The sequence below is a fragment of the Parafrankia soli genome (assembly GCF_001854695.1).
GTDB lineage: Bacteria > Actinomycetota > Actinomycetes > Frankiales > Frankiaceae > Parafrankia > Parafrankia soli.
Genome location: NZ_MAXA01000257.1, coordinates 168,906 through 181,021, shown reverse-complemented (window position 1 = coordinate 181,021; position 12,116 = coordinate 168,906). Strand labels below are relative to the sequence as shown.

10 protein-coding genes and 1 tRNA gene are annotated in these 12,116 nt (G+C 69.8%); 8 read left to right on the top strand and 3 right to left on the bottom strand.

What is annotated here, in order from left to right:
• Nucleotides 1-1,094 precede the first annotated feature (1,094 nt).
• The 6 genes from BBK14_RS30330 (at nucleotide 1,095) to BBK14_RS30305 (ending at nucleotide 6,596) form a co-directional block, all read left to right on the top strand.
• A complete protein-coding gene (locus BBK14_RS30330; RefSeq protein WP_071066594.1) occupies nucleotides 1,095-1,538 on the top strand; it encodes a VOC family protein in 444 nt (147 codons plus the stop codon).
• Between the two features lie 513 nt (nucleotides 1,539-2,051).
• On the top strand, nucleotides 2,052-2,249 hold the full coding sequence (locus BBK14_RS30325) for a ribbon-helix-helix protein, CopG family (RefSeq protein ID WP_071066593.1): 198 nt from the start codon (nucleotides 2,052-2,054) through the stop codon (nucleotides 2,247-2,249).
• Nucleotides 2,246-2,626, top strand: a complete 381-nt coding sequence (locus BBK14_RS30320; protein ID WP_071066567.1) for a type II toxin-antitoxin system death-on-curing family toxin — start codon at nucleotides 2,246-2,248, stop codon at nucleotides 2,624-2,626. The genes BBK14_RS30325 and BBK14_RS30320 overlap by 4 nt, the downstream gene beginning before the upstream one ends.
• A 597-nt stretch (nucleotides 2,627-3,223) precedes the next feature.
• Nucleotides 3,224-3,685 (top strand): pyridoxamine 5'-phosphate oxidase family protein, encoded by a 462-nt coding sequence (locus BBK14_RS30315; RefSeq protein ID WP_071066566.1) that lies wholly within the window; start codon nucleotides 3,224-3,226, stop codon nucleotides 3,683-3,685.
• Nucleotides 3,686-5,109: 1,424 nt separating this feature from the next.
• On the top strand, nucleotides 5,110-5,310 hold the full coding sequence (locus BBK14_RS30310; protein ID WP_071066565.1) for a hypothetical protein: 201 nt from the start codon (nucleotides 5,110-5,112) through the stop codon (nucleotides 5,308-5,310).
• Nucleotides 5,311-5,315: 5 nt separating this feature from the next.
• Nucleotides 5,316-6,596, top strand: a complete 1,281-nt coding sequence (locus BBK14_RS30305; protein ID WP_083391348.1) for an FxsB family cyclophane-forming radical SAM/SPASM peptide maturase — start codon at nucleotides 5,316-5,318, stop codon at nucleotides 6,594-6,596.
• 62 nt (nucleotides 6,597-6,658) lie between these two features.
• Here BBK14_RS30305 and BBK14_RS30300 read toward each other — a convergent pair whose 3' ends face one another.
• Complete coding sequence (locus BBK14_RS30300; RefSeq protein ID WP_131802464.1) at nucleotides 6,659-9,286, bottom strand: tetratricopeptide repeat protein; 2,628 nt, start codon at nucleotides 9,284-9,286, stop codon at nucleotides 6,659-6,661.
• A 97-nt stretch (nucleotides 9,287-9,383) separates the two neighbouring features.
• On the opposite strand from BBK14_RS30300, the gene BBK14_RS30295 reads away from it, so the two are divergent.
• Nucleotides 9,384-10,295, top strand: a complete 912-nt coding sequence (locus BBK14_RS30295) for an integrase core domain-containing protein (RefSeq protein WP_071066563.1) — start codon at nucleotides 9,384-9,386, stop codon at nucleotides 10,293-10,295.
• 51 nt (nucleotides 10,296-10,346) lie between these two features.
• On the opposite strand, the gene BBK14_RS30290 is transcribed toward BBK14_RS30295, so the two are convergent.
• Both BBK14_RS30290 and BBK14_RS30285 read right to left on the bottom strand, forming a co-directional pair.
• A tRNA-Arg gene (locus BBK14_RS30290) sits at nucleotides 10,347-10,419 on the bottom strand.
• A gap of 199 nt (nucleotides 10,420-10,618) precedes the next feature.
• The gene (locus BBK14_RS30285; protein WP_020463628.1) at nucleotides 10,619-10,843 is read right to left on the bottom strand and encodes a DUF3039 domain-containing protein; all 225 of its coding nucleotides are present in this window, start codon (nucleotides 10,841-10,843) and stop codon (nucleotides 10,619-10,621) included.
• A 331-nt stretch (nucleotides 10,844-11,174) separates the two neighbouring features.
• Here BBK14_RS30285 and BBK14_RS30280 point away from each other — a divergent pair, with 331 nt between their 5' ends.
• Nucleotides 11,175-11,858, top strand: a complete 684-nt coding sequence (locus tag BBK14_RS30280) for a metal-dependent transcriptional regulator (protein ID WP_041254947.1) — start codon at nucleotides 11,175-11,177, stop codon at nucleotides 11,856-11,858.
• The last annotated feature ends 258 nt before the right edge of the window (nucleotides 11,859-12,116 follow it).

Genomic DNA, 12,116 nt, shown 5'->3' with positions numbered 1-12,116 from the left:
GAGGAGGAAGACGGCCACACACGGCATGATCCAGCCGCGACACGCTCCCGACGACGACCCCACCCGGCGTGTCGGCTCAATTAACCAGCAGGGTCGTCAGCCTGGTCAAACCCCGTACGCCGTTGACCTTGCTGGTGCCCCAGGCAGGAATCGGACCTGCGGCCTACCGCTTAGGAGATGATTCGGGTTCTGCGCTGTTCTGACCTGCGGAGATGCAGGTCGCGTGTGAACGTCGCCACAAAAGTTGGTACGTGCAGCGAGTTGAGTCGTCGAGCGCCGTGGAAGCCACCCGAATCGGTCCGGTCGGGTGAGAAGTGAGAGGCTCCGCCGCCCTTGATGCGGCGAGACGAGTGCTGTCCGGCAAGGGCATCGGGCGCCCGGCCGGCACGACGGGGCGTTCATCACATGACGACCGTCAGCGCCGCGAGAACGGCAGGCGAAGACACCGACGTACCAGCCAGGTTCGCGAACGGATGCCCACGCTCATGCGCATCGTGAGACGAATCAACCCGCTACTTTGGGTGATCGTACATGTGGGAGTGATCCGATCTCCGGACGGTTGGCGGTGCGGAGCGGGAGGGGCTGCAAGGTCGGTTCTCGCCGGTTTTCGCCGATCCGGCGACCAAGGCGCTTACACGCAGACCAGCAGCTCAGAGCTGGTTTTGCCCGCTTTACAGGGGTGCTTACGCAAGCACCTGTGCCGCTTGCGGCAAGCACCAGCGAACCGGCGGCCCGACACCGCCTCACTGTAGGGATCGGGGACGGATGGCCACTCGCTGTGATGGTTGGCCAGTAGATGGCAAATGGCCGCGATGGTTGGCCAGTCCTCGGGTGGCGTGGCTCGTATCAGGCGGGCTTTGGCGGTCTGCCGGCGGCAGATCCGCGCAGAGCACAACAGCCAGGCGAGCCGGTGAGGCTCGCCTGACGTCTCGTGCATGGGCGCGACGGAGATGGTGAGGCCGCCCGGTGGTCTGGGGTGCGGACGCTCCGAGCTCTACCGATGAGTTCCGCCGGCCCGCCCGGTCTACCAGGACGTACCCGTCCCACTACCGACCTGGAGACCCGCCGTGACCACTCCCGCGCACCCCGGCCGCATGCTGTTCGTGAACATCCCCGTAGCGGACCTCCAGCACAGCAAGGCGTTCTTCGCGAAGCTCGGTTTCAGCTTCAACCCGAACTTCACCGACGAGACCGCCGCCTGCATGCTGGTCGGCGAACAGGCCAGCGTCATGCTGCTCAGCCACAAGAAGTTCGCGGAGTTCGCGAAGCTGCCGATGGCCGATCCCGCCACGCACACGCTGGCGCTCTACTGCTTCAGCGTGTCGTCCCGCGAGGAGGTCGACGCGGTCGCTGAGGCCGCGCTGGCCGCGGGCGGCGTCGAGGCGGATGGCCTGGAGGACTACGGTTTCATGTGCTCGCGCAGCTTCTTCGACCTCGACGGCCACGGCTGGCAGGTCATGTGGATGGACCCGGCGGCGGCGCAGAACGGCCCCGAGGAGTTCGCGCCCTCGACGCAGGACGCCGACGCCCCGGCCTGACACCGGCGCAGGCCTGCTGCCGCGCCCCTCTCCCGAAGCGGCGCGGCAGCAGGCCCTGAACGACGCTGGCCAACCTCGGCCACATCCAGCGTTCTGACGCTGGCCAACAACCGCGATTCGTCAGCTCGGAGTGGCCAAGTAGATCCGATCCCTACACTCACCCGTCACCGTCCGCCAGCTTCCCCGGGCAGAGCCGTCGCCGTTGAACGATAGACGGAATGCCACTAACGCGGCCAATGCGGTTGCTGAGCGTGACAGCAGGTACGGCCTCGGGCCTGCGTAACCGCGCTAACAGTTAGCGGCTCTCCCGCTAACTGTTAGCGCCTCCGTTAGCGGCGAATCTGGCCGGTGAACAGGGGAGACGCTTGTTGGCAAGCTAATCCGTGGAACCTCTGAAACCCCGGGATCAGGCGCCTAGGGTACGCCGGAAATACGAAAACCAGGAGGATCTGACGGGAGGCGATCGAGACAAGATCCCGATGGTATCGGCGGTGATACCATCCGGTCGTGGCGATGACACTGCGCTTGACGGACGATGAGGCGGAAGCCCTGCGCCTGCGCTCGGAGCTGGAACGGCGGTCGATGCAGGAGATCGCTCGACAGGCGATCCGGGAATACATCGAGGCACACAGCCGGTCCGAACTGTTGGACCAGGTGCTGGACGAGGAGCTTCCGCGGTACGCCGAGGCGCTCCGACGGCTCGGCGAATGATCTACCTGGCGCTTCGTGAACTGCTGTACATCGCTRAGCGGGCCATCGGCTCCGAGCCCGTGGTCAGGGATCACGGGCTGCTCGAATCCGCTCTTGCTCGCCCACGGGCGACGGTGTTCGGGCGTGACGCCTATCCCACGCTCGACGGTAAGGCCGCTGCGCTCCTGCATTCGCTGGCTCGCGACCATGCCCTCATCGACGGGAACAAGAGGCTCGCTCTCGCTGGGCTGATTGCTTTCTACGGCCTCAACGGCCGCCGGCTGACGTTGACCAACGATGAGGCCTACGACCTCGTCATGAATATCGCGTCCGGCCTCTGCGACGCCGTCGAGGACATCACCAAGATCCTCGAAGGGGTGACGCGGACCCGGCGGTGAAGATCGGGGAGTGTCTCGCCGCGTCGGACTCCGTTCGTACCCGAGTCGACGGGGGCCGCACTCGGGACACGCCCTGCGCTGGCCATGGCTGCGAATGGACGCCGTGCCTGCCCCGGGCGCTCCTTGGTCTCGTCGGTCTCGTCCGGAGGACGTTCCGTTCGCCGGACAGTTCTGCCGACTCCTTCCAACTCGCGGCAACGGACGCTATGACCAGTGGCGTGCGGTCTGACCCTCTTCCACCTTCAGGGCTGCATGCGCGCTGAGGCCCACCGGGCGCGGTGTCGTGACCGCGTGCCACGCTCCGTGAGAGGCACTGACCGCGACGGGCCGCACCTGCGGTCGCGTCAGCTGTAGCGACGTGCAACAGGCCACACGACATGCCTGAGCCATGATCAGCCGCGCGAGGACGCCCTGTGTGCGACCCGTATGAGACCAACGCCAACGCTGTCGGGGGAGGACCGTATGGCCGCGGCCGACACCGCGACGGTACGGTCTGTGCGCCAGCGTGAGACGTCGAAGAACAGGACGGGGCACGCGGGTGGCCGCCGGCGGCGTGGCCGGCGGATCGGTTTCCGTCTGTCAGGTCGAGGAGTAGCCGTGGACCCGTTGTCGCTGCAGGACCTGATCGACTCCGAGGAGTTCGCACTTGATCACGCCGGCCTCGCCGTGCTGCCGTTCGACGTGTGCATCCGGCTGCTGGGGACGGTGCCGGTGGGCCGGGTGGCCTTCGTGTCGGACGGCGAGGTCGTCCTGCTGACCGTCAACCACGCGATGGACGGCGACAGTGTGGTCTTCCGGTCGGCCGTCGGCTCCAAGCTGTCGGCGGCGGTGAACCATGACTCGGTCTCCTTCCATGCCGACTGGTTCGACCCGGAGACCAGAGCGGGGTGGAGCGTCCTGGTCACCGGTGCGGCCGGGGCCGTCGTCGAGGGTGCCCAGACCGCGGCACTGGAGCGCCTGGGCCTGGAGCCCTGGGCGGACGTCGTCGAGCGGCCGTACTGGATCCGGATCGTCCCGCGGTCGGTGACCGGGCGGGCGGTCGTGCGCTCGGAAAGCTGACCTTCGACCCGGCCGCACTGGCGAGCCGGCCGCGGGCCGCGAACGACTGCGAGCATCAGGGAGTCGCCGGCGCGGTGTCGGACGAGTGATCAGTCGTCGGCGATCAGGAGTTCGCCGAGGAGCTTCTCGACGGGTGCGCGGATGGCGTCGCGGGTCAGGCGGACGGCGTCGATGACCTGCCCGGCGGAGTTGTCGAGTTTCCAGTCCTGGTAGCGGATAGCCGCAGACGACGACCGGCATAAGGCCCTGTCGGCCGCGGCTGTGGGGCGGCCGGACTCGGCGCGGCGAACCCACCCCTGGGCTCGAAGATGAGCAGCCCGATCGTGCGTAGGCCGGCCGCCCTGTCAGTGCAGGGCGGCCTGGACGTCGGCGACGGTCAGCTGCCAGTGGCGGATCTCGTCGGGGCGGATCCTCCCGCTCGCGGCACACGGCCACCGCGTCGGCCGCCGCCTCGACAGCGCGTGGGACGACCACGCCGATCGGGACCTGACGGAGGTTCGACGCGCCGGTCGAGTACGTGCCGCGGGTGCCCGCGTCGAACCGGCGCTCCATCTCTGCACAGCACGGTCGGGTCGACCGCCCCGCGCGGCATGTGGAAGGTCACGCTATGGAGGTTCKCATTAGTGCTGGTCGCCGTGATGCCCGATCTGGCCAAATGCCCAGATCACACCGATGGTCGCGGTGACCAGTGCCCCTGGCAGGAATCGGACCTGCGGCCTACCGCTTAGGAGATAATTCGGCACTTACGCCGTGCTGACCTGCGAAGACGCAGGTCGCCTACGAGCGTAGGACCAAAAGTTAGTACGTGCAACGTGGCAGCCCGCGCACTGCTGTGGACGCGGACACGGATCACTCGGGATTGGACCAGCCGACGCACAGTTTCCCCACAACCCGACCCCGATGCCCCGACGCATCCTCCAGCCGAACCGGGGCCAAGGGACGAGGGGGACGGGCCGGGCCGATTGGCGCCTGCTGCGGAGGATGCGTCCGGACAACTTCGAGGACATCTCCGCTCCGGCCAGCCTCCCACCGGCGCCGACGAGATCTAGGCTCTCGGCGCGGGCTTTCGTGACGAGTCCTGCGGTCAGCCTCTGGTGATCGATCTGGTTCGGCATGGGATCGAGCGTTTCGATCGCGCCCGAGCTCGGAAGTGCTCGGAAGCTACCTACTTCAGAGTTCACTTCTGAGCTGCGCGTGCGATCGTCGGCATCGCTGGACCTGCTACAGGGAGCGGAAGTAACGCCGTTTCGGGAGACCTGGATCATCACTAGCGCCAACGGCTGCCCGGATCCTCCTCGACCCTCAACCAGGTTGGCGAATCCGGGATAACACAGTTGACCACCGTGCGACACTTTTCCCGTGGGGCTGGGCGACGACCGCACTGGTCGCCTCGGCTATCGACGGTCCGCTAGCAGGGGGTTCCTATGTTCAAATCCGCCGTGACGCCCGACACCGCCACTATCCCAGCCGGCCTGTCGGCGCTTGACCACGCGCTCGCGCGCCGGGCGTCCGCCGACGGCGACCTGGTGAGTGGTGCCTATGTGCACAACTCCGGCCCGTGCATGTTCCGGCCGCGCCGTTTCTCGCCCGCGTCGGCTTCCCGGCTGACGGACGCCAAGAACTGACGGCAATGCCCGCCGCACTGCCGTGGCCGGTGCCCGCCCGCGTCCCGGCGAGCGCCGGCGCGGCCCCGACGGCCGCGTTCCGCGCCGCCGCGGCGTGGGGCGCGCCGCTGCCGCCGGGGTGGACGCCGACACCGTTCCGTGAGTTCGTGCTGAAGATCGCGTCGCGCTGCAACCTCGACTGCGATTACTGCTACGTGTACCACCTGGCCGACCAGTCCTGGCGGTCGCAGCCGCGGTTCATGACAGACGCGACGGTCGACGCGACGGCGGACCGGATCGCCGAGCACGTTCGCACCCATGCGCTGGAGTTCGTGAACATCCGGCTGCATGGAGGTGAGCCGCTGCTCGCGGGCCGGGACCGACTGCGCCGGATTGTCGCCGCCCTACGGGAGCGCCTTTCCCCGCTGACCGAGCTCAGCATCACGGTGCAGACCAACGGGGTGCTGCTGGACGAGCCGATGGCCGCGTTCCTCGTCGGGGAGGACATCGGCGTAGGGGTCAGCCTGGACGGCGATCGCCAGGCCAACAACCTGCACCGCACCTACGCCGACGGCCGGTCCAGCTACGACGAGGTGCTCGCGGGCATCCGGATGATGCTCCGGCCCGAGTTCCGTTCCCATTTCCTCGGCCTGTTGTGCACCATCCAGCTGGAAGCAGACCCAGTCCGGGTATGGGACGCCCTGCGCGACCTCGGCGTCGAAGGCGTCGACTTCCTGCTCCCGCACGGCACGTGGGAGCACCCACCGCCTGGCCTTACCCCGGGTGACGGCCGGACACCCTATGCCGACTGGCTGATCCCGCTGTTCGACCGCTGGTACGACGCGCCGGTCCGGCCGCTCTCGGTGCGCACCTTCGAGTCCCTGCTGCACCTGCTGCTCGGCGGAGTGGGCGCACACGAGTCGTTCGGCCTTGTCCCGGTCGCGCTGGTCGTCGTCGAGTCCGACGGCTCCTACGAGCAGGTGGACAGCATGAAGGCCGTCGGGCATGGCGCCGCCGCCAGCGGCCGGACGGTCTTCACCGATCCGCTCGACGCGCTCTTCGACGTGCCGGCGTTCGTCCAACGCCAGCTCGGGCTGCACGGCCTGTCCGAGGTCTGCCGCGGCTGTGACGTGGTGACAACCTGTGGCGCCGGGCTGTTCCCCCACCGCTACCGGCCCGAGGGCGCCTTCACCAACCCGTCGGTGTACTGCGCCGACCAGTACGCGCTCATCGCGCACATCCAACGCCGCGTCGAGGAGTCCCTCGCCAGCCGGGGCACCACCTTGGCCGCCGTCCGCGCCGGCTGAACCCGTCGCGGCGTCCGGCGGCGGGTCCTGGCCAGTGAGTTCAGCCCGGACCAGCCCGGCCGTTAGGCCTCGCCAGGGTCGAGGCCCAGGTCGCGCAGTGCCGCGCGGACCTCGTCGGCCTCGGCCGGGCGGTCCTGCTCGACGAGGATCGCCAACGCCTGCAGCAGGGCGCTCTGCGCGCCGACGGGGTCGTCGAGCGCGGCGTGGACGGTGGCCAGCGCCCGCAGCGTCATGGCCTCGCCGATCCGGTCGCCGCTTGTCCGGTGGACCGCCAGCGCGCGTTCGTAGGCCTCCGACGCCGCGGCCGGGTCGCCCATCGTCTGGTGGGTGCGGCCGAGATCGCGCAGGATGAGCCCCTCGGCCTGCAGGTCGGTCCCCTGACAGAGGTCGTACGCCTCCTGGTAGGCGCGCAACGCGTCGTCGTACTGCCCGCGGGCCAGGTACGCCGGCGCGATCGCGTCCCGCAGCGCGAACGCCTCGTCCCGGTGGCGCCCGCCGAGAGCACGCCACAGGTCGCGTGCCTGCTCGCCGTAGTCCAGCGCCTGGTCGTGGCGACCGAGCGCCTCGGCAAGCTCGCCGAGGTTGGCGAGCGTCATCGCCTCGCCGACCCGGTCGCCGGTTCGACGGGCGCCGGCCAGCGAGTCCTGGTAGGCCTCCCAGGCGCGCTTCAGGTGACCCAGCTCGAGGCAGGCCCCGCCGACGTTCGTCAGCGCCCACGCCTCGGCGGAGGCGTCCCCGGCCGCCCGCGCGGTGGCGACGGCGATCTCGCTCGCGGCGAGCCAGTCGGCGTGATGGTGGCGCAGCTTGAAGAACGTCACCGGGGCGAGCCCCAGCTTCCAGGCGCCGACGTAGCGGCCGGTGGCGGCCGCCAGCCCGGTCATCGCCGCCAGGTTGTGCCGTTCCGCATCACACCAGGCCAATGCGTCGTCGTGGCCGCTGAAGGCGACCGGTGGCGTCCCCGCGATCGGGGCGTCCAGCTCGACGTGCCGGCGTAGCGGGGCCAGTATCCGGTCGCCGGCGTCGGCGGCGTGCACGTACCAGTCGAGCTCCCGGTCGAGGGCGCGCCGTCGCTCATCCTCGGGCTCGTCCGCCGTGAGCCGCTCGGTGGCGTACTCGCGCACGAGATCGTGGAACCGGTAACGGCCGCGAGCCGGCCGCTCCAGGACGTTGAACGCGACCAGGCTTTCCAGCGCGCGGCCCGCCGCACCGGGCGGCATGCCCAGCAGCGCCGCGGCCGCCGCGGCGCCGAGCTCCCCGCCGGGATGCAGCGCGAGCAGCCGGAACGTGCGGCGCAGCGGCTCGGTCAGGTTGCGGTACGACCAGGAGAAGACCGTGCGGACCTCGGAGTTCGGGTCGTCGACGCCGGTCAGCGCGTCGAGCCGGCCGTGCTCGCCGGCCAGCTCGTCGACGAGCTCCGCGAGACTGAGCCCCGACAGCGCCGCCTGCTCGGCCGCGATCCGCAGCGCGAGCGGCAGGTAGCCGCACTGGCGCGCCAGTACGGCGACCGGGTCGTCGGGATCCGGCGGCCCGCCGACGCCGGGGCCGAGGCCCGCGTCGGTGAGCGCGCGCAGCAGCGCTTCGGCGTGGATCGGCTCCAACGGTTCCAGGGTCGTCCGCACGGCGCCGTCCTGCACGACCAGGCTCGACAGCGGGCCACGGCTGGTCACGAGCACGGCGCAGCCCGGCCGCGGGAGCAGCGGCCGTACCTGCTCGGAGGTCAGCGCATTGTCCAGGATCACCAGCACCCGGCGGTCCTCGAGCAGCGACCGGTACAGCTCGCCGAGCTCGTCCAGGTCGGTCGGCACCTGGGTCGGCTCGCCGCCCAGGGCCCGCACGAACCGGTCGAGGGCCTCCTCGGGACGCAGCGGCGGCTGCGGGCTGTAGCCCCGCAGGTCGATGTAGAGCTGGCCGTCCGGGAACCGGTCACGCACGCCGTGCGCGACGTGCACGGCGAAGCTGGTCTTGCCCACGCCCGCCGGCCCGCTGACGACGCCGATGAACGCCCGGCGCTCGTCCGGCGCGGCGAGCAGCGCGGACAGCCGCTGGAAGTGGTGGACTCGGTCGACGAACGCGGCGGCCTCGGGCGGGAGCTGGCGCGGCACCCGGGCCGGCGCGGGCGCCGGCGGTGCTGACGGGCTCGCGGGGCCGGCGACGAGCGCGTCGGCCAGCATCAGCTGGGCGACCGCCTGGACGATCCCGGTCTCCAGCGCCTCGGGCGTCGCCACCATGCTCATCGTCAGCCCGCTGTCGAGCAGCCGCTGGCGAAAGACGGCCTGGCGGGCCGCCCAGGGATCGCCGCTGGGAAGGGCCGCCGCCGCGGCCCGGTCCCCGGCATCGGCCGCGGCTGTCGCGGCGGTCTCGTCGATCAGGAACACCAGCCGCCGTTTGCCCAGCGCCGTCGCGGTGTCGAACTCCAGCTCGGTGTACGACCGCTCCGGGTCGTCCCGCACCGGCGAGCCGTAGCGGGTGCCGATGATGCCGACGTAGAGATCGCATTCGGTGACGAGCGAGACGCACAGGTCGGCCGGCGGCCGGTCGTCGGCGGCGAAGTACTGCATGTCGACGGGCGCGTGCCGCAACCGCTTCACCGCGTCCTCCGCGGCCGCGGCCCAGGACCTCGCCGCCGGCCAGCGGCGCATGTCGCCGGTGTGACTGAGAAATACCCGCCAAGGCCGGCCAACGTCGGACACGCTAGGACGCTACCGCTCCCGTGCCCGTCACGATCGACAGCCGCGTCTTTCCATCCGTGTAATCGCCTGGCACCTTGCTTACCATCACGCGATCACCGTGTCGACGGCCACCGTCAACCGCTATCTGGCCAGTCGCGGGCTGGTCGTTCCGGCGCCGGCGAAGCGGTCGAAGTCGTCCTACATCCGGTTCGAGGCCGCGATGCCGAACGAGACCTGGCAGGCCGACGTCACCCACTACCCGCTGGCCCGGCCCGGTAGCACCGGCGCCGGCCAGGAGATCCTGACCTGGCTGGACGACTGCTCCCGCTACCTGCTGTCGGTCACCGCCCATGCCCGGGTCACCGGCCCGATCGTGCTCGACACCTTCCGTCAGGCCGTCGCCTGCCACGGGATTCCCGCTTCCACGCTCACCGACAACGGCATGGTGTTCACCACCCGGCTCTCCGGCGGTAAGGGCGGCCGCAACGGTCTGGAGACCGAGCTACGCCGCCTCGGCGTGACACAGAAGAACTCCCGGCCGAACCATCCCACCACCTGCGGCAAGGTCGAACGCGTCCAACAGACCATGAAGAACTGGCTACGCGCCCAACCCACCCAGCCCGCCACCCCCGCCGACCTGCAGACACTCCTCGACACCTTCGCCGAGATCTACAACCACCATCGGCCGCATCGCTCGCTCCCGCACCGCGCGACCCCCGCCGCCGTCTACACCGCCCTGCCCAAAGCCACCCCGGCCGACCGATCCGCAGACACCCACGACCGGGTCCGCTACGACCGCGTCGACGACTCCGGCGTGGTCACCCTGCGCGTCGGCGGCCGCCTGCACCACATCGGCATCGGCCGAACCCACGCCCGAACCCACGTCCTCCTGCTCGTCCAAGACCTCCACGTCCGCGTCGTCAACGCCACCACCGGCGAACTCCTAAGCGAGCTCACCATCGACCCCACCCGCGACTACCAGCCCACCGGCCGACCCCGCGGACCCGCCCCGAAAAGCACGAAGCCCTGAACCCAAGATCGTAGGTTCAGGGCTATGCCGATGTCCCGAGACATCACATTGTGCCCCTGGCAGGAATCGGACCTGCGGCCTACCGCTTAGGAGGCGGTCGCTCTATCCACTGAGCTACAGGGGCGCTGCGGGGCGATCCCGCACCTGGCCGGTCGGATGCCTGGCGATGGCTCCATGATCGACCGGGCGGGATCACTCAACGCCTCGCAAGCCTACGCATCCAGACACCGGTGTGGGAAGGCGACTCCACCCGGGCCCGCGCACACGCGCGAACCCGGACGGCCGGCGCGTGGATCCCGACGGCCGGTACGGGGCACGGGTGCTCAGCCGAGCTGCTCGGCCATCTCCACGAGCTCCTTGCAGCGGGGGCAGACCGGGAAACGCTTGGGGTCGCGCACCGGCTCGAACTTGTACCCGCACAGCGCCGTCACGCGGCCGCCTTCGATGGAGGCACGGACGATCTCCTCCCTGCGCGCGTAGTGAGAGAGATCATCCCCCTCGTCCGAGCGGGTGTCAGAGGTCTCCGGCGCGATCTGAGTCGTGCTCATACCCTCGAGTGTAGGTACTCGCCGCAACCGAGCCGCCGGACTGGTGTCCCTGACCGCGGGCCGGCCGCGAGCCGTCCGCGGCGCGGCTGGTGCGGACGTTCACCCTGGCCTAGGCGGGCAACGCCGCGGGCTCGCGCCACGCAGTTCGTCGAGTGAGCGGTAGCCGCGACAAGTTGTACTTGCATAGATACTCTGAGTAGGAGCCAGTCTGGCCAGCGACACGGTGACGGAACGGGCACGGACATACCACACTCCGCCATCAGGACGCAGAGGAATGCGGCTCCTCCTGCCAGGCGTTGCGGCGTACTCTGGTTGCGGACGAAGGAGACCGGTGACTGGACTGATCGACAGTACCGAGATGTACCTCCGGACCCTGTATGAACTACGGGAGGAGGGCATCACCCCGCTGCGCGCGCGCCTGGTCGAGCGCCTTCACGTGAGCGCGCCGGCCGCGAGTGAGTCGACCGCGCGCCTCGCGAACGAGGGCCTCGTCGCGCTCGCCGACGACCGGACCGTGCAGTTCACGGAGAAGGGCCTGGTCAGAGCGACGGCGGTCATGCGGAAGCACCGCCTGGCCGAGTTGCTCCTCACCAAGGTCATTGGCCTGGACTGGGCGCTGGTCCACAACGAGGCCTGCCGCTGGGAGCATGTGATCTCGGACGAGGTCGAGGCCCGGCTGACAGTCCTGCTCGGTGACCCGAAGCGGTGCCCGTTCGGGAACGAGATCCCGGCGCAGCTCGAGACGGCGCAGCCGCCTGGTGTGGCACCGGTGAGCCTGCTCACGTCGGCTGAGCGAAGCAACACCGGGACCAAGTCGGTGACGGTGGCCTGGATCTCGGAGCGCCTCCAGACCGACGAGGAGGCGATGCGCGTCCTGCGGGACGCCGCGATCGTGCCCGGGGCACAGCTCTACCTGAACGCGCGCGGCGACAGGGTGTACATCGCCAAGCCGGACGGCGACAGCGAGGCCGAGATCGACCGCAGCACAGCGGCGCTCGTCTACGTCAATCACTGATCCGGGAAACGACAGCACACACGGCACACAGAGCACGCAGCACCTGTACAGAGCCACAGCACGCAAGCATCTGTACGGATGCGGATCTGACTGTCGGGCCGGGCGTAGACGCCCGGCCCTTCGTCTGTCCGAGCGCCACCCGGTGGGCGGGGCAGCTACCCGCCCACCGGCCAACCCCGCCTCGTGCGCGACCCGCACAGCTCGCTCCATCGATTGGGGGGGAGCCACACGGGTCACGCACAAGCCGGGGCCGGGGGC